Origin of the sequence: Psychrobacter sp. 78a-MNA-CIBAN-0178 (assembly GCF_040309625.1) — a bacterium.
In the GTDB taxonomy this organism is placed as follows: Bacteria; Pseudomonadota; Gammaproteobacteria; order Pseudomonadales; family Moraxellaceae; genus Psychrobacter; species Psychrobacter okhotskensis.
Genome location: NZ_JBEOOZ010000011.1, coordinates 1 through 22,042, shown reverse-complemented (window position 1 = coordinate 22,042; position 22,042 = coordinate 1). Strand labels below are relative to the sequence as shown.

At 43.4% G+C, this 22,042-nt stretch carries 19 protein-coding genes; 11 read left to right on the top strand and 8 right to left on the bottom strand.

From position 1 onward, the window contains the following. Positions 1 to 59 precede the first annotated feature (59 nt). Both AAEY80_RS08090 and AAEY80_RS08085 read left to right on the top strand, forming a co-directional pair. Entirely contained in the window at positions 60 to 1,154 is a 1,095-nt protein-coding gene (locus AAEY80_RS08090; protein ID WP_025651319.1) for an META domain-containing protein, read from the top strand. Between the two features lie 177 nt (positions 1,155 to 1,331). Beyond that, positions 1,332 to 1,889: a superoxide dismutase family protein gene (locus AAEY80_RS08085; RefSeq protein WP_025651318.1), complete on the top strand. Its 558-nt coding sequence runs from the start codon at positions 1,332 to 1,334 to the stop codon at positions 1,887 to 1,889. 142 nt (positions 1,890 to 2,031) lie between these two features. Here the strand turns inward: AAEY80_RS08085 and topA are convergent, their stop codons facing one another. After that, the gene (topA, locus tag AAEY80_RS08080; RefSeq protein ID WP_025651317.1) at positions 2,032 to 4,698 is read right to left on the bottom strand and encodes a type I DNA topoisomerase; all 2,667 of its coding nucleotides are present in this window, start codon (positions 4,696 to 4,698) and stop codon (positions 2,032 to 2,034) included. A gap of 279 nt (positions 4,699 to 4,977) precedes the next feature. Next, entirely contained in the window at positions 4,978 to 5,535 is a 558-nt protein-coding gene (locus tag AAEY80_RS08075; RefSeq protein WP_101211984.1) for a hypothetical protein, read from the bottom strand. A 346-nt stretch (positions 5,536 to 5,881) separates the two neighbouring features. Between AAEY80_RS08075 and AAEY80_RS08070 the strand changes: the two genes are divergently transcribed. After that, positions 5,882 to 6,424, top strand: coding sequence for a DUF2799 domain-containing protein (locus AAEY80_RS08070; protein ID WP_227687615.1), 543 nt, complete (start codon positions 5,882 to 5,884; stop codon positions 6,422 to 6,424). Between the two features lie 243 nt (positions 6,425 to 6,667). Here the strand turns inward: AAEY80_RS08070 and AAEY80_RS08065 are convergent, their stop codons facing one another. From AAEY80_RS08065 to AAEY80_RS08055, 3 genes are all read right to left on the bottom strand, one after another. Further along, a complete protein-coding gene (locus AAEY80_RS08065) occupies positions 6,668 to 7,069 on the bottom strand; it encodes an ExbD/TolR family protein (protein ID WP_173240327.1) in 402 nt (133 codons plus the stop codon). 82 nt (positions 7,070 to 7,151) lie between these two features. Beyond that, on the bottom strand, positions 7,152 to 7,844 hold the full coding sequence (locus AAEY80_RS08060) for a MotA/TolQ/ExbB proton channel family protein (RefSeq protein WP_201577214.1): 693 nt from the start codon (positions 7,842 to 7,844) through the stop codon (positions 7,152 to 7,154). Between the two features lie 82 nt (positions 7,845 to 7,926). Next, a complete protein-coding gene (locus AAEY80_RS08055; protein ID WP_350588163.1) occupies positions 7,927 to 8,829 on the bottom strand; it encodes a TonB family protein in 903 nt (300 codons plus the stop codon). 486 nt (positions 8,830 to 9,315) lie between these two features. Here AAEY80_RS08055 and AAEY80_RS08050 point away from each other — a divergent pair, with 486 nt between their 5' ends. From AAEY80_RS08050 to AAEY80_RS08035, 4 genes are all read left to right on the top strand, one after another. Beyond that, on the top strand, positions 9,316 to 10,368 hold the full coding sequence (locus AAEY80_RS08050; protein WP_350588162.1) for a siderophore ABC transporter substrate-binding protein: 1,053 nt from the start codon (positions 9,316 to 9,318) through the stop codon (positions 10,366 to 10,368). Positions 10,369 to 10,450: 82 nt separating this feature from the next. Continuing rightward, the gene (locus tag AAEY80_RS08045) at positions 10,451 to 11,536 is read left to right on the top strand and encodes an ABC transporter permease (protein ID WP_102093047.1); all 1,086 of its coding nucleotides are present in this window, start codon (positions 10,451 to 10,453) and stop codon (positions 11,534 to 11,536) included. A 96-nt stretch (positions 11,537 to 11,632) separates the two neighbouring features. Further along, positions 11,633 to 12,718 (top strand): iron chelate uptake ABC transporter family permease subunit, encoded by a 1,086-nt coding sequence (locus AAEY80_RS08040; protein WP_350588161.1) that lies wholly within the window; start codon positions 11,633 to 11,635, stop codon positions 12,716 to 12,718. A gap of 77 nt (positions 12,719 to 12,795) precedes the next feature. Beyond that, positions 12,796 to 13,566: an iron ABC transporter ATP-binding protein gene (locus AAEY80_RS08035; protein WP_057761234.1), complete on the top strand. Its 771-nt coding sequence runs from the start codon at positions 12,796 to 12,798 to the stop codon at positions 13,564 to 13,566. 98 nt (positions 13,567 to 13,664) lie between these two features. On the opposite strand, the gene AAEY80_RS08030 is transcribed toward AAEY80_RS08035, so the two are convergent. Continuing rightward, positions 13,665 to 15,014, bottom strand: coding sequence for a PepSY-associated TM helix domain-containing protein (locus AAEY80_RS08030; RefSeq protein ID WP_201566165.1), 1,350 nt, complete (start codon positions 15,012 to 15,014; stop codon positions 13,665 to 13,667). Between the two features lie 162 nt (positions 15,015 to 15,176). After that, positions 15,177 to 17,252, bottom strand: a complete 2,076-nt coding sequence (locus tag AAEY80_RS08025; RefSeq protein ID WP_201566166.1) for a TonB-dependent receptor domain-containing protein — start codon at positions 17,250 to 17,252, stop codon at positions 15,177 to 15,179. Positions 17,253 to 17,769: 517 nt separating this feature from the next. On the opposite strand from AAEY80_RS08025, the gene AAEY80_RS08020 reads away from it, so the two are divergent. The 4 genes from AAEY80_RS08020 (at position 17,770) to AAEY80_RS08005 (ending at position 20,863) form a co-directional block, all read left to right on the top strand. Further along, the gene (locus AAEY80_RS08020; RefSeq protein WP_201566167.1) at positions 17,770 to 18,048 is read left to right on the top strand and encodes a Trp family transcriptional regulator; all 279 of its coding nucleotides are present in this window, start codon (positions 17,770 to 17,772) and stop codon (positions 18,046 to 18,048) included. A gap of 79 nt (positions 18,049 to 18,127) precedes the next feature. Continuing rightward, positions 18,128 to 19,546: an anthranilate synthase component I family protein gene (locus tag AAEY80_RS08015; protein ID WP_201566168.1), complete on the top strand. Its 1,419-nt coding sequence runs from the start codon at positions 18,128 to 18,130 to the stop codon at positions 19,544 to 19,546. 33 nt (positions 19,547 to 19,579) lie between these two features. Beyond that, a complete protein-coding gene (locus AAEY80_RS08010) occupies positions 19,580 to 20,227 on the top strand; it encodes an anthranilate synthase component II (RefSeq protein ID WP_201566169.1) in 648 nt (215 codons plus the stop codon). An 84-nt stretch (positions 20,228 to 20,311) separates the two neighbouring features. After that, positions 20,312 to 20,863 carry a hypothetical protein gene (locus AAEY80_RS08005; RefSeq protein ID WP_201566170.1) on the top strand — a complete coding sequence of 184 codons (552 nt, stop codon included), beginning with the start codon at positions 20,312 to 20,314 and terminating at the stop codon, positions 20,861 to 20,863. 351 nt (positions 20,864 to 21,214) lie between these two features. On the opposite strand, the gene AAEY80_RS08000 is transcribed toward AAEY80_RS08005, so the two are convergent. Further along, on the bottom strand, positions 21,215 to 21,973 hold the full coding sequence (locus tag AAEY80_RS08000) for a hypothetical protein (RefSeq protein ID WP_350588160.1): 759 nt from the start codon (positions 21,971 to 21,973) through the stop codon (positions 21,215 to 21,217). Positions 21,974 to 22,042 lie beyond the last annotated feature (69 nt).

Sequence of the window (22,042 nt, the reverse complement as noted above, 5' to 3'; positions counted from 1 at the left end):
AATTTGGTTAAGACCCTGTGCTATATTTTAGACAAATGTTTATTAATTAGGAAAGTACAATGTTAAATCATTTAAGGGTGCCTCTAGTTGTAATAAGCACATTACTACCCCTCGCTTTATTAGGCTGCCAAACCAACAGCCTCAATCATTCAGCACAAACCAGTACCGTTATCGACGATAAAAACTGGTCAGCGACCACGCTTGAATCCAGACTGTTTCAAACCACCACAAAATATGAGTGGCAACTAACCCATGTCAGCAATGATAAGGGTCGAATCAAGCCTTTTAACCAAAAGCTGCCTTTGATAATGGAGGTACATCCAAGCCTTTTAACTTTCACAGAAGGCTGTCAGCGTTACCAAGTTTCTTTTGATATGTGGTTACCATTACCGTACCTTTACGGGCAAATCGATGTCAGAGAACTATCTGATAACTGCACCACAGTAAACCATTCAATTATCGAAAATTTGAGTAATAAAAACACAATCAAAAACAAAACAGGAAATGTCGTAAATGGTGTTTTTATACCCTATTCAGATACAGCTTTCAGATTTGATCCAGTACTACCAAATTCTACACAGAATTCTAACAAGACATTAAAACAGCTGGCTCTAAAAACCAATAAAGGAAAAACACTGATTTTTTCGGGTACGCCCAAGCCTGAATATCGTGTGGCGGGCATACCGCTTACCAATGAATTATTAGAGCGATACCAATGGCGTCTTATTAGTGCAACTGACGATACCAATAAAACTATTAATAAATTTAATCGTCCAGATGTACCTATTACTGCAAACTACAGACTTGGTTCACATGATTATAGCCATCCTCAGCAAAGTAGTTTTAGCCAAGGTGTTGGGTTTTCTGTCGGATGCAATGGGGCTGGTGGGTCTTATGCTTTATCTACTAATCAAACGTTGCTAATTGGTGGCAACCCTTCAACGATGGTAGGGTGTGGTGATGACATTGATGATATTGAATCAAGCCTTAGCCGCCTAATGCTTTATAGCTCTAGTCAGTTAACACTGATCAATCTTGATAAGCAGAGAGTATCTAATCCTTCTAATAACTCTGAATCCAGCTATCTCCTTACTCAAAAGTTAGAATCAGGCGAAACCTTAGTATGGCAAAACGAAGTAAAGAAGACACCGTAAACCCTTTTCAAATCCATACGATACTTACATTTATTAACCGATTGTTGCGCTTTTAATGAATATCTATGCCGAGTCGTTGGTTATACTGATTGCGACATAAACGAATGTTGCAACGAAGCCAGTAACGATTATAAATATAAAGACTTGAAACAACTATTTAGATAAACGGAGAAAACGATGAAAAAAGTAATTCTTGCAAGCGCGCTATTATGTGGTTCAGCTTTAGCGATGACTGGTTGCCAAACGGTAGAAGGTCAGATGCAAACCGGTAATCCACTTAACCAACCTGCGCTAAAATCGACGATCAATGCAGTCGCTGGTAACAATAGTGAAGTGGGTCAAGTATTCCTACGCCCAGTAGATGGTGGCGTACAAGTCTACGGTAAACTGATGAACTTGCAGCCAGGTAAGACGGTATCATTGCATATTCATGAAACAGGTAGCTGCGGTAATATGGGTAAAGCGGCAGGTGGTCACTTCAACCCAGATAACAAACCGCACTCTAACCCTGATGATATGAATGGTCATGCGGGCGACTTGCCGAACTTAACCGCTAACGCAGATGGTGTTGCTACTATCAACTTTGTAAACAAGAAAATATCTGCTGCTGATGCCGGTAAATATAGTGTCAACCGCCTAGCCTTTATCGTTCATGGCGGCGTAGATGACTATACTAGCCAACCAGCTGGTAATGCAGGCGATCGCGTTGCTTGCGGTATCATTGAAAAGATCTAATAGTTTTTAACTAAACTATTAACCTTTAAAGTTTAATACGTTTAATAGCATAAAAACTGATAGTAAAAAAACCTCTTAGATAATCTAAGAGGTTTTTTTATGGTTTAAAGATATGGCTTCGAGATAAAGTGGTTAAAGAAATTTACTCTTCTACCCATTCACCTTTGCGCCAGTACACACCCCAACGCGTGGCCTTACCGTTTTTCTCAGAGCCGATATACTGCTCTTTTTTCTTACGTGACCAGCGCAAAATGGTTGGATTGCCATCAGGGTCTTCGTCTGGACCTGCAAACAGATACTGGAACTTATCTTCCATCTTATCTTTGATTTCGCGTAGCTCCGCAAGCTTTGGCGGACGTGTTTCGCGTACTTTCGGGAACTTAGAGGCTGCTAAGAACATCCCAGCCGCCCCTTCACGCAAGATAAAGTAATCATCGTGCTTGGTTGATTTTAGCTCTGGTAGATGAATAGGATCCATACGCGGCGGTGCAGCTTCGCCAGTTTTGAGCACTTTACGAGTATTGTCACATTTCTGACAAGCAAAGTAAGGACCAAAACGTCCGGTTTTTAGCTCCATCTGCCCATCACATTTATTACAGTCAATGGTTGGGGCATCTGAACCCGGTACTTCAAACTTGCCTTCTTCTAAGATATAACCGTCGCAATCGGGATTGTTACCACAGATATGTAGCTTGAGACCGCCATCAACGATATACCCGTTCATCGCGGTACCATCTTTTGGGCAACGTTTCTTTTCCATCAAATCTTTAACTTCAGCTGCTTCGTCATCACCTTCAGCATCATCAAGATTAGCAAACGCTTCGACTGGCATTAAGTTCTTGGTGCCTTTACAGCGCTCTTTTGGCGGTAAGTTATAGCCCGTACAACCTAAGAACACACCCGTTGAGCCAGTACGCAGCTGCATTGGACGACCACAAATATCACAATGGACATCTGGCACATCGGTCGGATCATTGGGCCGCATGCCATCTTTTTCTTTGGCGCGATCAAGCGTGGTTTTGAAGTCGCCATAAAAGTTATCGAGAACATCTTTCCAGTTTGTATCGCCTTCTGCGACATGATCGAGCTTGTCTTCAAGCGCAGCAGTAAAAGTATAATCCATCAAATCCGGAAAACTTGCGGTCAGTCTGTCGGTGACGATATCACCCATTTTTTCGGCAAATAAACGCTTATTTTCAAGCTTTACATAACCGCGATCTTGAATGGTCGAGATGATAGATGCATAAGTCGATGGACGACCGATACCTTTTTTCTCAAGCTCTTTGACCAAGCTTGCCTCGGTATAACGCGGTGGTGGCTTGGTAAAGTGTTGACTCGGATCAAGCTTATCGAGCGTTAATTTGTCGCCTTTTTTGACATCTGGAAGCAAAGTATCGTCGGTTTTCGCTGGTGGCATGACTTTAGTAAAGCCATCAAACACCAATGTACGACCGCGGGCTTTTAGCTCAACATCATTGGCAGCGACGAATAGATTCACTGACAGGTATTTTGCAGGGAGCATCTGGCAGGCCACAAACTGACGCCAAATCAGCTCATATAGACGGATGGCATCACGCTCAACCCCTTTTAGCTGGGTTGATTTCATATTGACGTTAGACGGACGAATCGCTTCATGCGCCTCTTGTGCGCCTTGTTTATTACCGTAAAAGTTTGGCTTTTCTGGCACGTATTTATTGCCATAGCTGTCTTCGATATAGCCACGTACCGCCGCCAATGCATCACCCGACAAGAATGTCGAGTCGGTACGCATATAAGTAATATGACCGGCTTCGTATAAACGCTGTGCCAAAATCATGGTTTTCTTAACTGAAAAACCCAGTCGCGTGCTGGCTGCTTGTTGCAATGTTGACGTAATAAACGGCGCACTCGGGCGTGATTGCGTTGGTTTCTCTTCACGCTCTTTGACGATAAAGTCGTTGGCGTTAAGCACTTCTAAGACTTTATCCGTCTGCTCTTTATTGACAAGCTTTAGCGTTTTGCCACCTTGCTTGGTTGCTTCTAAACGAATGGCAATTTGCTCAGCGTCTTTTTTACTGCTAGCAACGTGAGTATCAGCATGAATTTGCCAGTATTCTTCTGGAATAAAGGCACGAATTTCATGCTCACGCTCGACCACCAAGCGCATAGCGACCGACTGGACACGACCTGCAGAAAGACCGCGAGCAACCTTTTGCCAGAGTAGTGGCGATACCATAAAGCCAACGACACGGTCTAAAAAGCGCCGTGCTTGTTGGGCGTTAACACGGTCAATATCGAGCTTTGATGGTTGCTTAAAGGCGTTTTGAATAGCGGTTTTGGTAATCTCGTTAAAGACCACGCGCTCATATTTACTATCTGCGCCACCGATGACTTCTTTGAGATGCCAAGCGATGGCTTCCCCTTCTCTATCCATATCCGTTGCGAGATAGATTTTGTCAGCGTCTTTAGCTAAGGCTTTGAGCTCTTTGATGACCTTGGTTTTGTTTGGCAATACTTCATAGACTGCCGCCCAGTCATGCTCAGGGTCGACACCCATCCGTCTGACTAGTGCTTGCTGCGCTTTTTCTTCTTTGCTCAGACTGTCATCTTTTTTACTGGTCGCTGGCTTCTTCGCGCTTTTACTCGCACCAACGGGTAAATCGCGTATATGTCCAATACTCGAGCGAACGACGAAGTCATTACCGAGGTATTTATTGATCGTTTTTGCCTTGGCTGGTGACTCGACAATCACCAAAGACTTGCCCTTTGGACTGTCTTTAGTTTTGTCAGCAGCCGCAGCTGGACTTTTTTTAGTTGTGGTTTTTGCCATATTTGACGACACCATAATATAAGTAGTTTAAAAGTAAGGTTAAATTCAGCAGCACGGCAATTTATGGAAGCTGATCATCATAGCTCAGCGATTTATTGTAATAATAGCTGCTGATATAAAAGGGTATAAAGCAAGCAACGACGCCGATACGAGTCATAAAACAGCAATAAAGGTACAAAGACGTTACACTGCTAGGCGCTGAACTGTCAACTGTAAATAATTGGGGCACCGCAAAACTGCTTGCTTATTGCCCATTAATGGAGACTAAAAAACGATTTACTAGCTCTGGCGCTTTTTTTGCATCTGTAATGCCCACGCTTCGAGCTGTGTCTTCAGTACTAATAAGTCTGACTCAATCATTTTTTGTTGATAATGAGGGTTGGTCACTGGGCGCACATAGGCGATATCTTCCCAATAAATAACAATGCTATTTGACTTAATTAATAAGGCTTTTACAAATGGCTCAATACTGGCGGGCAATGCCAATGGCACTTTATCCAAGCTAAAATTGGCTTGGGGATTGGCTTGAGGAGGCACATTATTTACGTTGCTGTTTGCATTGCTATCTGGTCGCCAGTAGCCATCGAGGACCTGATAGCGCGTCAGCGGCAATTTGACATTGTCTAGCACCAACCCATACTGCCCAAGCATCCCGCGACCATACTCATTGTCCTTGCCCCTGATCCAATCGGGACAAGCCACCAGTTTTGGATTCAACTGTAAGCGACGGGCGGTCATGCGCAAATGATCCAAGCGCTGATCGATACCGCTCGGTTTGAGCGCCATCATACTCCCTAATACGAATAGTACAATGGCGATCGCAATCCATATTCCCATAACAATCTGACCTTTTAGCTGAATTAAAATGCGGCTGAGACGACACTAGCGCCGCGATTGAGCAAAAAACTATTAGCGAGTAACTGGATGGACAGTGGTTTGTCATACCAGTCCTTATAATGAGCACGAACCATAAAAAATCAAGCAGGGTTGATAGAGCGCTGCGTTGATAATCAGCTGATAGCCACTTGCTTGGCAAAGTCCCCTTATTTGACAAACCTACTATTTATACTGTCATATCAATTAGTTAGTACGCAAAAAATAATTTTAATAACAAGACACAAAAAGTTGTATGCAGCAAAAAGTGCTATGATAAACCATAATTTTAGACGCGCGCAGGTTTATTATGAATTATCTTATTAAGTCAAACTCATCGACCGCTGTGTTAGCCAGTAAACTGACAAACAAATTCATGAGTAAGACCAGTATCGTTCTCTCGCTAATGAGCGCTGCATTAATCATCCTCTCAGGCTGTGCTACCACCCAAAGCCTCACACCTCAGCAATGTCAGGCCAGTAATTGGCAAGAAGTCGGTTATGCAGATGGTATTCGTGGGCGCTCAGGTGCATATTTTGGTCAATATACCAATCAATGCGCCAGTGTGATTGGTGCTAGCCCCAACCGCATCCAATGGGAACAAGGTCGGCAGCAAGGTCTAAAAAATTACTGTACAGAACTTAATGCTTATAAACTTGGGCGCGAAGGCTATGACTGGCAGCCTGTCTGTCCGCTCGAAGGCATTGATAAACTAGAAGAAGCGTATTCGCAAGGGCGTTATTATTATATTCGCCAGCGTGATCTAGACTATCTACGTACGCCTTATCGATTTGCCTACGGTCCTGCTGGACGCTTTGGTTATGGTTACAGTCCGTTCGGCTATGGTTGGTAATAGTGCCATATCTTTAACTCATAAGCGCGAAAAGAGCTAGTTTTATAGCAATTGTACAATCGAAAACAGGTAATCAGCAAAAAGATAACCTCGCAAGGTTGCCCTAGCGAGGTCGGAGAAAAATTTATAATTTTAATTATTCTTATTATGGTCTTGGTTGTTTTCTTATTGCTAAGCTTGCTGGTTTACATTGCTAGTTTGTTCTTTTAGAAGCTGCTTTTTTCAATCACTTACTTCTACAGATTATTCGTTAACAAAGGCTATTTTGCTGAGCCCAGCCTGACTGGCAGCCGCCAATACTTGGGCAACGGTATCGTATCGACTGTCTTTATCAGCGCGTAGTTGCACAGAAGGGTCTTTACCCGCAGCACTTTGCTGTTGTAATCGTACCTCAAGCGCTTCCATACTAATCGGATCGCTGTCCCAAAATATCCCTGCATCCTTGTCGATACTGATTTGAATGGCTTCTGGCGGTGTTTCATTGACCTCAGCACTGGTCTTCGGCAACTCTAATGGCACCGTCGGATTGAGGACGGTCGCCGTCAATAGAAATATAATCATCAATACCAGCATGATATCGATAAGTGGAATGAGGTTCATCTCATTCATACTTTGACTGTCATCATCACCCAATTGAAATGCCATAATCACTCTCAATACATTTAGTTATTCGCAATACAGCTCGCTTGGCTATCGCCTAACGGACTGTCTCATCAGTGGATAATCGTTAAGGCTGCGACGATGCTGCTGAACTATGATAATGAGTCGCTTTCTGAGTATCTGCTGTGTTTGAGTGCATACCCTTTGCTAACGGATCTTGGGCAACGGTCGCTTTGCTGTCTGTTAACGGCTGCTGGGTAACGACCATCTCGGCAGAACGTGCCAATAGGTCATGCGCTCTATCGTTGGCGTGATACATCACACGGCGATTGATACGCACTGCAAGGTTATAAAACACCACGGCTGGAATCGCCACGGCAATACCCAGCCCTGTCATGATAAGTGCCTCACCGACTGGCCCTGCTACTTGTCCCAAACCCGCTTGACCACTCACACCAATATTATGCAGCGCATGGAAAATACCCCATACCGTCCCAAACAAACCGATAAATGGCGCAATTGCGGCCGTCGTCCCAAGAATAGGTAAACCGCGCTCGCTGGCAAAACGGTAACGACCAATATGCTTGAGCAAAATCTGCTCAGTAACCAAACGGCGAGTAGTGGCATCTGCTGCTATCATCTCAGCCTGTTTCATTTGAATCTGCTGACTCAAATCATCTGCAACATTGGCGGCCAATTTGCGGCTTTGTAGCACACGAATGATGCCTGTCACCCAAGAAAGAATAGATAAAGCAAGCAACAAAAAGAACAACGTTTTTGTCACCATGTCGCTGATTTGCCAGTATTGCATAAAGTCCATGTCAGACTCCTTCGTCTTTTGTATTATGGCTTAAGATATCGATCATTATTTTTATAACGTTAGATGTAAATAATCAATATATTCAAGATATTACGTAACTAACAGGCACAGACACCCTACCTCTCACCGCTACCCCATTGCGTATAAATGGGGTCAGTTTAGCTTTCTTTATAGCTCTTATAATTTTATTATCTACGCTGCTGATACCTGTACTTGGAGAGATAGATACTTTCGTAATATTACCTTTTTCATCCACTGTGATTGCTGCTGTTACTGATATACTTCCTTTCTTTTTAAGGCTTCTTTCATTCGCGAGGAAACCAAGTTGAGGCTCACTTCGCCAGCTGGCTTCACTAGCGCCGAAACTTACTGGACCTGTATCCACAGGTGATTGTGTTTCTTGTTGATTACCACCTTCATTACCGCCTCCAGTATTCTTTGAGCCATCCCCAACACTACTTGGCTTGTTTACACCTTGGTTACTGTTTGTACTAGTATCAATTGTAGGTTTTTGAGCAGTAGGCTTGTTTACTTTGATAACAGTAGTCGTACTATTATCTACCACTCCTCCCAGATTTGGCTTCTCATTATCAGCAGGTTTATTATTTATACTTTCAGATGGAAGCTCATCAGTTGGATTATTATTGCTAGGTGATGGCGCTGGTGATTTTTTGTTACTTGAATCTTTGGGAGTTTTAGTCTGTTTTACAGTACTAGGCGCAGTAACTGGCTTCGCTTTAGGCTTAGTATCAAGCTTCCTAACTGGTTCAGGTTTTTCCTCTTCCACCTGTATCTCTTCAACCTCAACAGGTGGTGGCGTAACCAGCTCTATTTCGATAGGCGGTGTTTCTTTTTTATCGATTTTCAACTCAGGCGTTTTGATGGCCGCTAAGGCGACTACCGTCAACACATGCAGACCCACAACTATCATAATAGCCGTGAGTATCAATTTAAGTGGTGGCGCGTCTAAATCCGTTGAACTCATAACACCCTAATATTCATTAACCGAGGTAGAATGGCGTAGATAATAATGCAAACGATAATTATTATCAATAATAATTTACAATATTTTCGCTATTTAATACATCTCTGACACGTGACATTGCTTAGTAGCCTTACTTATCAGAACGCTTATTTCTATGAACGTTACCTACTTTTATACCTCACTACTATGAATCTTATCTTTACATCAAATGATACGTTGCGTTTAATATAACAAGTGCTGTTAATAAAAACCATTATCATTTATATTGATAATGAGTCTCAACTACTTTATTATAACCGCTGTACTGTCTACCCAAACTATTTTTATAAAAATTATTCGTACAAAAAATTAGTGAGTGGTACTAAGTAGACTATTTATTTTATGCTTTTTATCTCAAGCATCTTTCAGACTTAATATTTTTAGCGTTATTCATTTGCAATCATTTTAGACAATTGCTTAAACATTTTTTTATAGACCGAGTTCATTATGCCGACACCCTTATTATCTAGCAGATCTACCGCCTCTTCTTTCAAACGTCCATTACTGACTGCTGCCATGACAGCATTGTTAGCTACCGTAGTGGCAGGATGTAGCTCGCCTGAATCTAATGACTCTGAGCCAGCAGACGCCAAAACCGAAAACCCAACGGCTGATGAATCACAGAACGTTGCTAATAACGATGCTGTATCTGCTGAAAAAATCATGGTTAATACCGTAAAAGGTGATGTTGAGCTAGCCATGAACCCATCGCCACTTGTCGTTTATGACATGACATTGATGCAAGACTTGGCCGCGCTAGATGTGGCGGTCGATGGTATGCCTGGTGGCCTATTACTAAAGAATCTACATTCAGAAACACAGCCTGATCCAAAATCGGTAGGTACTGTGTTTGAGCCGGATCTTGAAGCGTTGAATGCAATGCAACCGCAAGCTATTTTGGTCGGTTCACGCATGGCAGAAAAATACGACGAGCTATCAAGTATCGCGCCGACATTGGACATGAGTATTGATACAGCCAATATCTATGAGTCAAGCAAGCAGCGCCTGCATGATTTAGGTGCACTGTTTGGTAAAAGCGATCAAGCCGCTAAGCTACAACAGAACATCGATGGACTCATCGACGAGACCAAGAATCTAACAAAAGAAAATAAAGGCACTGGCCTAGTCGTCATGGTCAATGGCAACAAAATGTCAGCCTATGGTGACAAGTCTCGCTATGGTTTTATCCATACTGTGTTAGGTGTACCAATGGCAGATGACAAAATTGCCGATGCGCCTCATGGTCAGCCGATATCGTTTGAATACATCCAAAAAGCCAATCCTGATTGGTTATTTGTCATCGACCGTAGTGCTGCAATTGGTGAAGACGGTATTGGTGCCAAGGCCGTATTAGACAATCCACTAGTTGCCCAGAGCAATGCATGGAGTAAGCAGCAAGTGGTTTATTTGAGCCCAGACTCTTACTTAGCATTTGGCGGTTACTACCAGTGGATGCAGGATCTAACGACGATCAAAGATGCTTTTACTAACGCTAAATAACGTCGTTGCTTATAAAAAATATTATTGCTCAAGTAGGTAATTATTACCGTTAACCCTGCTCATTTTTAAGCCAGTAGAGATTATGTCGTTATTTTCACACCGTACTCATGCTAGGCTCAAATCCAGTACTGCTCCATCAGCGTCAAGCTGGCAAAGCGGTACTGGCAATGCGTTACATCGACGTACTGTCATACCACCGTGGTTCATCAATACAGCAAGCCTCATTCTTATGGGGCTTTTGGTGTTATTGAGCTTATCTATTGGTGTGGCTGACTTTTCGTGGTCAGGTATCTTGCAGAGCCTGCTGACTCAGAGTGCCAACTCCGATAGCTCATTGTTATTGGTTAGCCGTATACCGCGTACCATCGCCATTATCTTGACTGGTATTGCGATGGCAGTGGCTGGGATGATTATCCAAATAGTACTAAAAAACCGCTTTGTAGAGCCATCTATGGTTGGTGCAACTCAGAGTGCTGCACTTGGTTTGCTAGTGGTCAGTCTGCTGTTCCCTGCCAGTGCGCTCATTGTAAAAATGGGCGTGGCAACCATCGCTGCCGTTTTTGGCATGATGCTATTTATGCTGCTCATTCACCGCATTCCGCCCACTGATTTTTTGATGATTCCACTGATTGGCATTGTCTTTGGCGGCATTATTGAAGCCGTCACTACCTTTATCGCCTATCAAACCGAATCACTACAGATGCTGAGTGTTTGGCAGTTTGGAGATTTTTCGGGCGTATTGGCAGGGCGCTATGAGCTGTTGTGGCTCACGGGTGGACTGTGTGTGCTGGCTTATATTATTGCTGACAAGCTGACCATCGTTGGTTTGGGTGACAATATCGCCTTAAACTTGGGTATTAGTAAGCGTCAAGTCACTTGGATTGGCGTGGGTATGGTAGCCATGATGAGCGCTGTCGTGGTCGTGACTGTGGGCATGATTCCTTTTATTGGGCTGGTCGTACCAAACATTGTGAGCCGTCTAATGGGAGATAAGTTGCGTCGCAGCTTGCCAGCTGTCGCGCTCTTGGGCGCATCAGCAGTACTGCTATGCGATATTATCGGGCGCTCTATTCGCTATCCATTTGAAGTACCGGTCGCCACTATTTTTGGTGTGGTTGGTACGGTGCTGTTTTTATGGCTGTTATTACGTGCGCCAGCTGAGCAGTAGCACCATGTTCACTAACTATGTATTAATTTTCAACACTCGCTTACCGTCGTTCATTTTTTGCCTTATTAGATAAGCTTGGCACCATAGGATTTTTGTATGTTCTCATCAACTAAGCTTACTTCCACCAAGACTGATGCTACCAAAACCAGCACAGCGGTAGATAACTCATCTTCAGCAGACGGTCAATATTCAGCCGCTGCCCAAGGTCATTTGGCAAAGCTTTGGGCATGGATAGCTGCCCATCCAAAATCCATAGCAGCTATTATTCTACTTATCTCGATGACCTTGTTTATGACACTCAATGTCAATGGCTATTGGGACTTTGCGCTACCATTACGCGGCAAAAAACTGCTGGCACTGATGGTGGTTGGCTATGCAATTGGCGTGTCGACGTTACTGTTTCAGACGTTGACTCACAATCCAATTCTAACGCCCTCCCTACTCGGATTTGATTCACTCTATGTTCTGTTGCAGAGCCTGCTGGTTTTCTTTTTAGGTGCGATTAGCTTTACCAGTCTCGATCCTATTGCTAAGTTTACGCTAGAGATTGTCCTGATGTTTGGGGCATCTTTATTATTATTTAAGCTATTGTTTTCTAAAAGCAGTCAGGATCTGACGCGGCTAATATTGGTGGGTGTTATTTTTGGCGTGTTGTTTCGCAGTTTATCAGCACTCATTGCACGGCTGATAAACCCTGATGATTTTGTGGTCATACAGTCCGCTAGCTACGCGCAGTTTAATACAGTCAACCCTCAGCTACTAGGTATCAGCTTATTTATCTGTGCCATCACTGCGATATTTGTGTGGCGCTGGCGTTACCAATGCGATGTGTTGATGCTCGGACAAGCACAGGCCGTCAACCTTGGTATCAACTATCAGCGTCTGGCATTTGGTCTATTAACTGTCATCGCTGTATTGGTTGCCACGGCCACTGCACTGGTCGGTCCAGTGACTTTCTTTGGTTTATTGGTTTGCGCATTGACCAATCGTATCGCGCGACATATGTATCACACTGAGCGGCTGATATTGGTCAGCTTGGTTGCTATGATTTGCTTAGTGCTGGGTCAGACTATCTTTGAGCAAGTGTTAGATATGGCAGGCGTATTGTCAGTGGTGATAGAGCTAGCAGGCGGATTGATGTTCTTAGCATTGATATTTATGTCTCAACGTCGTTCGTTATAACTACTTAGCCGACATTGTTTATTTAGCTGATGCTGTTGATAGAGAAAACCCTAAGACTTTTTTAAATAAGACTGACTATGATTAAACTAAATAATATCTCTCACCATATTGGCAAACAACAAATCTTGCATGACATTACGTTGTCCCTACCAACGGCGCAGGTAATTGCTTTGATTGGGCCTAACGGTGCTGGAAAGTCTACGTTGTTTTCTGTCATGGCCCGTTTGCAGCCGCTACAATCTGGGCAGGTGAGCTTCGCTGTAGATAATGAGGAACGTGACATTGTCAGCTGTCAGGCGCGCACACTGGCCAAAACTGTCGCTATGCTCGGACAAGACAATCATGTGCAAGGACGCCTACGCGTACATGAGCTACTGATGTTTGGTCGTTATCCTTATCATCAAGGGCAACCAACCGCAGACGATCAGCAAAAAGTACAGGAAATCCTCGAACGCTTTGAGCTTGAGCCACTTGCCGAGCGTTTCTTGTCAACGCTATCAGGTGGACAGCGTCAGCGCGTGCTGATCGCCATGATTGTTTGCCAAGATACACCCTATCTATTGCTCGATGAGCCACTGAACAACCTAGATATGTATCATGCTGGTCGGCTGATGCGTGAGCTACGCCAGCTTAGCCACAATCAGCAAAAAACCGTGGTAATCGTCCTGCATGATATCAATCAAGCAGCACAATTTGCAGATACAGTGGTTACGATGAAAGCAGGAGAAGTGACGGCTGTTGGTCGTCCTGCTGATGTTATTACTAAAGAGACGATGAAAGATTTATACAACGTCGATGTCACTGTCCTAAGCCATCAGGGTCGTCCAGTGATTGTTGATACGGTTTAATAACTAAACCGTATTCAAGTACGCAATAAAAACTCAATATATTACTAGCACATTGGTACTAGCACTATATTGAGCATATTAATTTTATGTCTTAACATCTATTTAAGTTTTTGCGCTGCTTTAAGTCGTTGCTGTCGACCTTTCCACCACAGATAGACGCCCGTAATGGACAACACCGTCACAGCCAAACCGACCAGTGCTAAAAATATTTGATACAGTAAATGGCCGATGCCATGGCCAATATGACCCATATGTAAAGTCATTAGCCAATTGTTGGTTTTACTGCCAAATGATGAACTTTGATAGCCAAAATTTACACGCTCGATGCTACCAGTCCTTGCATTGACCGTGATGGATGATGCACCGCCTTTTTTACCAATATCCTTATCTGTCTTAAAGCGCAGCTGCCATTGACCTTCATCCTCTACCCAGCGTACGCCCAATAGCTGTTGTACTGTCATGCCCTTACTTTTGGCAGCGATGTCTGCTTGCTCACTTAAATAAGCAATGCTATTGGCTTTGTTGACCACATCAACAGACTCGACATCAACAGACTCGACATCGACAACCTCATTGTTTACAGCCTTAACCCTAGTCGCTGTTTCTGCACCAGACGCCTGCTCTGCTTTTTCTGATGGTTTTCTTGAGTTCTCCTGTCTTTCACCTCTTCCCTCAAGCCCCACGACAGCGTGCATCACAGGTTGATAGACCTCTCTTAGGTTAAAACCAACACTCGACCACGCGATGACAAATAAAATCCCCCAAAGCCATAACCCAAAGGCATGGTGTAGATCATAATTCAATTTAAACATATTACTTTTGGTGCGGATTTTCCACGCTGGTAACCAACGTTTCAAAAATGAGGCACGTTTTTTAGGCGAGGTTTGATTCTGTGCTTTTTTCTTGAGCGCTCTAGGAAACGTTAAGTAAAAGCCAATAAAGCAATTAATCGTCCACACGAGCGCAACAATCCCTAGTAGCAATTTTCCAATATCACCCAGTAATAAATCGCGATGTAACCAAAACACTTTCCACATGGTGTTGTGCCATGCCCACTCATCTCTATCACGAGTACCAATGATATCGCCAGTATAAGGGTGGACATAAACTTGCTGAAACGGTGCTGTTGATTGGTTTTGGGCGGCTTTTCCTCGTGCTCTATCTACCGAAAATACAGCCGACCTCTCTGCTGCTATCGAGGTTGGCATACTAGAAAAAGCATATTGTGGATACGCACTTATGACCTTGTCATGAAGCTCGGCAATAGGCAGATGTGATGCGTTTTGTTTCTCAACCTGAGCCAGTTTATGGTTAAAGATATCGTCTAGCTCGTCATGAAATGCCAATAACGTGCCAGTAATACCAGTAATAATTAAGAAAGCTGCCATGGCAAGCCCAGTATAACGATGGAGCCATAGGCAAGCTTGACGAGGATTGAATGAAATCATTAGTCTTAGTTCTTTGTCATTTGTTGTTTTGGTAGGTACTTATCAGTTGGCACGTCATTGCTGTTACAGCCAATGTAAAAGCTAGTAGGCAATAAAAAGCCAGCTCCCGTATAAGACAGCTGACTTTATAAGTACGATTAGACTTAAATTCGATAAGCTAGATTAGAACTGATAAGTTAAAGACGTTTTGATATTACGTCCCATTTCAAAATCCGTATAATTATCATCTAAAGCATTGTTACGTGAGGCATGGCTGGCATAGGTCTCATCAAATATGTTATATACGCCAAGCGTGGCTTTTAAGCCTTCAACTTGAGTGGGTGTATAGCTCATAAAGATATCATGCACATCATAGTTAGGCTTTTTAGGCTGTACTGTCTCAGCTTTTGGCGTGACTGACGCAACATAGGTACTGCGCCAGCCAAGCTCGGTGGTATTCGTTGGCTGATACGCCAAATTGACCATATACTTGTCGCCAGACTCAGAGCTACTACCGCTCACTGATGAGATATTGTAGCCAGTATCATCGCCTTCACTGCGGGCGCGAGCGTAGCTGAGACCCATGCTAAAGTTATCTGCTCGATAGTCGGCTGATAGCTCTACGCCTTTGATTTTATAGTCTTCGTCTTTATTGATGACCCCTTGGCATTTGCCGCCCAGCTGACCGGTCGCACAGTCTAAACCCACTCTATTACTGCCTGCACGGACGAATTCGATATAGTTTTCGATATTGGTCTCAAAGTACTTGGCGCTCAGTTGTAGTGCGTCGTCGCTTGTGGTCAGGTCGCGCAACGTCGTGGTAATACCGACTTCTGCGTTATCGCCTTCTTCCGCTTTTAGATTTTCATTAACAAAGGTATCTTGACCATTGGCATTAAAGATAGCTTGGCTCAAGTCTGGGCCGTTAAAGAGCTGTGTATAACTGGCAAATATTTGCGTACGTGGTGCAATTTCGTAGCTGGCGGCCAAGGCACCGACGACATTGTCATAGGTTTTGCCAGCCGATACATACTCTGGAGATTCATAACGGTCATAACGGACGCCTGGCGTTAAACTAAGCTTGCCCATTTGCCATTGGTCTTCCAGATAGACTGAAGTGTTGGTCGCCTCATCGGTGCTCGCCTTGCCAAAATCGCGCGCCATCTCAGATTCTTTTTTGTAATGCTCAACCCCAGCGATTAACTTATGAACCCCTGGCACACCGTTGATAATAGTGCTATCAACGATACTGGTGTTCTGTACTTTGCCGCCTGTGGTTTTGACTTCTGCATCAAACTCAAACCCAGGTATGCCATCAGAGTTACGCAAAATCTGCGTGCTAGTCTGATATACATTGGCATCTACATTGACCAACTGGTTGGCAGGACTATATGCATAGTCAAGCGCATAGGTATCGCGTTTGACTTCCTGCGGGATGATTGGGTTCCAGCCACCAGCAGGAAAATCTGGACGCAATGGGAACTTGCCTTTGTTTTCGGTACGGCTAAAGCTAGCGCCTACATGATGATCACTACCGACATAAGCACCCGCTTTTAATAGGATGTTTTCGCCTTCGCTGTCTTCCGTTTGGATTTTACGGCCTTTACCGTCTTCACCAGCATTAGCATCACGTTTGCCATAATAAGCCAGCAAATCAACACTTTCTGTTGGCGCACCATATACAGTAGCTGAGGTTAACAGCTCATCATTGTTGCTGCCATAGCCTGCATGCAGCTTAGCACCTACTTTTTGACCAGGCTTAAGTAAATCTGCCGCGTCGACTGTCTCAAAAGCAACCGCACCGCCGATAGCATCATTACCGAGCGTCACTGAGTTATTGCCCACCGACACCTCTGCTTGTTTTAATAAGTCCGGATCAATCGTGACATCGCCCATATGATAGAACAAAGCGCCTTCTTGACGGGCGCCATCAATCGTAACTTTTAGGTTGGTGTCATCTAGCCCGCGTACACGAATACGTTGGTTGACTGATGAGGTGCCACCCACGCTTACCCCTGGTACAACGTCCAGAAAATCGCTCAGATGGCTTGCTTGTGCCGCTGGCGTATAGTCATCTATATAGACAGAGTCTTCTTGTACACTACCGCGGACAGAGCTATTTGCTGTCACGGTAATCGTTTGCAACGTCGTATTTGGCATATCTGCTGCCGTTGCGGCACTGGCAGCTTGTGTCCACAATACAGCGGCAACACCGATAGACAATACTGTCAATTGACTAGATAACTTTACTTCGCGCATAACACATTTACTCACTTGGTTTACTCTCAGAAATTAGAATGTTTAGAATTATTTTTAAAGGCTATCATCGAAAAACCCTTAAAATAGTGCCTACCAGAAGATTAAATACCTTAAAAACGCTTAAGCTTATTGTGCGAATAACATGATTAATGTTAATGATAATGATTAGCGTTTAAATAATGAGAGGCATAATAACGAAGTATTAACACTTTGGCAATAATTAATATAATAAATTCTCAATTTTAGCTCTAAACATGCTGAGAGAGCATAAAAATGCTTCGATACTGGTTATAAAATAATCATTCAATATTATTCTGGCTTTGTATTAAGGCTATTGTATTAAGGCTATATGTAGTCAGGCGTAAGAACTTATCACGTTTATAGCAGTCTGTTATTCACTTAACTCATTACTTGTTTTTCTTGTACTACTGTACTAGAATACTGAAACAAGATAGTTCTCAGCGAAAAATTGCTTAATAAACGACCTATCTATTTTCTTTGGCTAAGATGACCTATTATGACTACCGATCCTTATCAAAGCTTAGTGAAACATTTGACCAACTGTACTGATAGCGCAGATATCGAAGCCTTGCTAACTGCCTTACTGACAGACAAAGAGCAACATGAGATTGCCAATCGTATTCGTATTTTTGACTTGCTGGCGCGCGGCGTTACCCAACGTGAAATATCTGAGCAGCTAGGTGTCGGTATTGCCACTGTGTCGCGCGGTGCCAAGGCAATGCACACTCATGATGTGAGTGCCTTACTGATGACTCATCAGCAAAACGACTCATAGACAAAACGCGTAAGCCATTAACTATCTTGATTTCTTTTATTGTTATCTGATACACATTTGAACCACTTTGGACATGATTATGACTTCTCCTAACTCAAAACCTAACCAGCCTGCTGCTATTGACATTCCTAGTAAGCCACAACGCATTAAACTGACACAGGATATTGATTTCTTTTCGTTGTTTAAACGTATTGAGCGCGCTTTTGATACTTGTTATTTGCTCGAATCATTGGGCGAAGATGGTCATATGGCGCGTCATCATGCCATTGGTTTTGACCCCGTGATGACCATTGCTGCCATCGATCGTACAACCCTAGCGATTACTGATAATAAAACTGCTGAAACCAGCCATTATCAAACGGATAATCCTTACGAGCTACTGCGCACAATTACCCCGCAACACGTCATTGCTCGTGACCAAAGCGGTGGTCTCGTTGGTTATTTGGGTTATGACAGTGTCAATTTCTTTGAGCCCAGTCTTAATGCTAAGGCGAGCGACGATTTTGAACCGTTTAAATTTGGCGTCTATTTGGATGGTTTGACGCTCGATAAAATGACCGGTGAGATTTTCTATTTTTATTATCCGACTGCGCAGCAAGAAAACCGCATCGAGCAAATCAAAGCCTTACTTGATGCGCCAATTCCAAATTATCAGCCGCCGACGGTTGCGTTTTTGGGTGATGGCATGAGTCAAGAAGAGCATGCCAAAGCGGTCATGCAAGTCAAAGAAGACATCATCTCGGGGCGTATCTTTCAGTGTGAGGTCGGATTTAAATCCAAATATCGTATTGCGGGCGATAAGATGCCGATTTATGAAAAGCTGCGCGCGGTCAACCCATCACCGCATATGTACTTTATGAAATTTGCCCAGCAGTGCATCATTGGAGCGTCACCAGAACTGTTATTTCGCTTACGTCAAGGCGAGATGGAAACGTATCCACTGGCAGGCACAGCCAAGCGCGGCGTTGATGTCGTCGAAGACCGTCAACTTGCTCGCGCCTTGCTCAACGATGCCAAAGAGATTGCCGAGCACAATATGCTAGTCGATTTGCACCGCAATGATATCGGCCGTGTGGCACAATTTGGTACGGTAAAAGTACGTAGCCTCATGGATATCAAACGCTTCTCACACGTGCAACATATCTCTTCTGAAATCGTCGGAATCTTACATCCTAATGAAGATATGTTTAGCGCCCTTGCCAGTAACTTCCCTGCTGGGACGTTGTCAGGCGCACCAAAAGTTGAAGCGATTAAAGTCATCAATGAGCTGGAGCCAGATGGTCGCGGTGCTTATGGCGGCGCGCTTGGATCGTTTAATTTCAATGGCGATTGTATCTTTGCTATTCCTATTCGCAGCCTATTCATCAACGGCGAATCCGCCTATGCACAGACCTGTGGCGGTAATGTTTATGACTCCAATCCTGCTGACGAATATCTAGAAATTCAGCGTAAGCTTTCTGCGATGAAAGTAGTCTTAGACAGCTTTATGAATCCCTAAATTGTGTATATTTCGCCAAAGAGTTGATAACCCATGAATGTTTTAATTATAGATAACTACGACTCGTTTACCTTTAATCTTTACCAATATATCGGTGAGATTTTGCAGACGATGGACGGCGATAAAGCAGCCAACGTCATTGTTAAACGTAACAATGAGATAACGTTAGCAGATGTACAGGCCATGAATCTTGACCGCATCATCATTTCACCCGGTCCTGGTGCTCCTGACGACCCCGCCTACTTTGGGATTTGTGCCGAAGTCATCGAAGTGATGGGTAAGACGACGCCAATACTGGGTGTCTGCTTGGGTTTACAAGGCATCGCGCATGTATTTGGCGGTGACGTGGTACGCGCCAGTGTGCCGATGCATGGTAAGGTCTCGTCGATTCGACATGATGGCGCAGGTGTCTATCAAGGCTTACCACAAGAGATTGAAATCATGCGCTATCACTCACTGATGGTAAAAGCAGATACCCTACCAGAGTGCTTGACTGTGACAGCTGTCGTCGCCAATGACGCTCATGTTGACTTAAACTTGGCAGAATCAGCGCTAGCAGGTGATGAGATTATGGGACTCCAGCATAAAGACTACCCCATCCAAGGGGTACAATTTCACCCAGAGTCTTTTGCCACCGAAGGTGCCAAGCGCTTGCTAACGAATTTTTTGCTACAGGTATAAATTATCATGCTTGCCTTGGGCCCAAATAAATCCAGATTACCGATATATCAACGACTATGCCGTGTAAGTGTATTTGCGAGTCTAATGCTGTGCGCTTCTTTTAGCTCAGCCGTGACGCCTATAAAAGCGAACTTTATACTAGGTATGGACATACAAGGTCAACGCTTAAATCTATATCGAGATTGCGAAGAAGGCAGTGTGACTTGCGATAATATGCTGCTGGTTGCCCCTGATTTGGGTCGATTGTTGCAAACAAAGCAGCTTGGAGAGAGGCAAAATAAATTACCTTATGCCGTAAAGCTTTATCCTGCTAAGACCAAGCATAGCTTATGCAAAGATGGCGTGACGCCTTGTAGATTCCAAGGCTATCGCTTTGAGGATAATGACTTTAATGGATTTATAGACCCATCAAACAAGGAAATAACGGTAGGCAGTCAATGGAGAGAAGATAGCGCGACCTTTTCCTACCAAGAAAATTCAACTTATTTGCCATTAGCGTCACAAGCTGGTCTCATTGATTCTTTATATAAAACTTCTGACAAAGATTTAAATAGTAGCTACAAACTTGTCGGAAAAGACATAGAGAATGTATACGGTCAAGATAGCCTGAATGCGTTCAAAAAAAGATCAGGTTAGATGGATAAGGGAGCGTTCAAAGGACTGCGGGGCAGATTCTCGGCATCAACCCAGAACCCAAGCTGAAAAAGTCTGTTTTATTCAGCAAAATAATGCTCGAATGGAAGAGTATTTTTTGTGGATTGACTAAAGCCATGTTCTTATTTTGAGAATAGACCTCTTGCATAAGTCTATGCTTTAGTGAAATTGGTCGCGCAGTATTGGGCAATGTTAGCACCAGCAATACCTATTTATGAGTCATCAAACACGGTCTGTTATAAGTGGTTCCATTATAGCAGTCTGTTAATAGTTTTGAAGGGTGAAATATCTGGTTCCCTTGGGGTATACGCAAGACGAGACCCGTAGCTTTGATTATATTTGAGTTCGATATTTATTTCGAAACATTGCCAAGAATTTTAAAAAATTATTTTTCCAAAAAACGAACCAGCCATAAAAAAAACGGATACCGAAAACGATAAATAGGTATAAACCATTGATATATAAGTTCTCGAACCATGCCTCTTGATCTATCAAACCTAATGTGAACCAGTTTGCATTGGTTAAAAACCCCCACGTGCCAATCGCCATAAAAAATGCAAAAATAAGCGACCATGCGCAACTGCGTAAAAAAGACATGACGCTATGAATATTTCTGGGATCAATTTGCTGCATACCCAGCCATCTTAACGGCTTCCACAATACGATCGACAATGCCGCTAAAATAGGAATAAACATGACCACTCGGATAAAGTGGTACAACATTGCGGCATCACCAAATGGAGATGCTAAAAATGCCCATTCATCTCCAAAATATTCCTTCAATTTAGTATCTGCACTATTACCACTAAAATACAAATTAAAGAGTTTTCTATTCTCATTAATTGGTGGCAGCGTTAAATTATTATGTACCCAACCAATACACGCATTGACCCAGTCAGGCTGCCACACTAGGCTCAGATCTCTTATCCAGCAGCGGGTATACAATACATCGAAGAGTATAAATGCAAATAAAAATGCTAGTGATAGCGTTTCTAATCGGTTAGGGGGTAGTTTACCGTTGCTAGTAATCTGCTTATGCACCTGCTCTCTTTGTTCAGCATCTTCTATGCTGCTTAGCGTTTCATACCCCACTCTCAACTTTAAAAGTGATTGAAAAAAGAAGAGCACCTCACTAATCTATTGTTTTCGACCAAGAATACA

What these genes read in the sequence shown, in the direction of transcription:
- AAEY80_RS08090 (WP_025651319.1), top strand. Translation starts at nt 60, where the DNA reads ATGTTAAATCATTTAAGGGTGCCTCTAGTTGTAATAAGCACATTACTA.
- AAEY80_RS08085 (WP_025651318.1), top strand. Translation starts at nt 1,332, where the DNA reads ATGAAAAAAGTAATTCTTGCAAGCGCGCTATTATGTGGTTCAGCTTTA.
- topA (WP_025651317.1), bottom strand. Translation starts at nt 4,698, where the DNA reads ATGGCAAAAACCACAACTAAAAAAAGTCCAGCTGCGGCTGCTGACAAA.
- AAEY80_RS08075 (WP_101211984.1), bottom strand. Translation starts at nt 5,535, where the DNA reads ATGGGAATATGGATTGCGATCGCCATTGTACTATTCGTATTAGGGAGT.
- AAEY80_RS08070 (WP_227687615.1), top strand. Translation starts at nt 5,882, where the DNA reads ATGAATTATCTTATTAAGTCAAACTCATCGACCGCTGTGTTAGCCAGT.
- AAEY80_RS08065 (WP_173240327.1), bottom strand. Translation starts at nt 7,069, where the DNA reads ATGGCATTTCAATTGGGTGATGATGACAGTCAAAGTATGAATGAGATG.
- AAEY80_RS08060 (WP_201577214.1), bottom strand. Translation starts at nt 7,844, where the DNA reads ATGGACTTTATGCAATACTGGCAAATCAGCGACATGGTGACAAAAACG.
- AAEY80_RS08055 (WP_350588163.1), bottom strand. Translation starts at nt 8,829, where the DNA reads ATGAGTTCAACGGATTTAGACGCGCCACCACTTAAATTGATACTCACG.
- AAEY80_RS08050 (WP_350588162.1), top strand. Translation starts at nt 9,316, where the DNA reads ATGCCGACACCCTTATTATCTAGCAGATCTACCGCCTCTTCTTTCAAA.
- AAEY80_RS08045 (WP_102093047.1), top strand. Translation starts at nt 10,451, where the DNA reads ATGTCGTTATTTTCACACCGTACTCATGCTAGGCTCAAATCCAGTACT.
- AAEY80_RS08040 (WP_350588161.1), top strand. Translation starts at nt 11,633, where the DNA reads ATGTTCTCATCAACTAAGCTTACTTCCACCAAGACTGATGCTACCAAA.
- AAEY80_RS08035 (WP_057761234.1), top strand. Translation starts at nt 12,796, where the DNA reads ATGATTAAACTAAATAATATCTCTCACCATATTGGCAAACAACAAATC.
- AAEY80_RS08030 (WP_201566165.1), bottom strand. Translation starts at nt 15,014, where the DNA reads ATGATTTCATTCAATCCTCGTCAAGCTTGCCTATGGCTCCATCGTTAT.
- AAEY80_RS08025 (WP_201566166.1), bottom strand. Translation starts at nt 17,252, where the DNA reads ATGCGCGAAGTAAAGTTATCTAGTCAATTGACAGTATTGTCTATCGGT.
- AAEY80_RS08020 (WP_201566167.1), top strand. Translation starts at nt 17,770, where the DNA reads ATGACTACCGATCCTTATCAAAGCTTAGTGAAACATTTGACCAACTGT.
- AAEY80_RS08015 (WP_201566168.1), top strand. Translation starts at nt 18,128, where the DNA reads ATGACTTCTCCTAACTCAAAACCTAACCAGCCTGCTGCTATTGACATT.
- AAEY80_RS08010 (WP_201566169.1), top strand. Translation starts at nt 19,580, where the DNA reads ATGAATGTTTTAATTATAGATAACTACGACTCGTTTACCTTTAATCTT.
- AAEY80_RS08005 (WP_201566170.1), top strand. Translation starts at nt 20,312, where the DNA reads ATGCTGTGCGCTTCTTTTAGCTCAGCCGTGACGCCTATAAAAGCGAAC.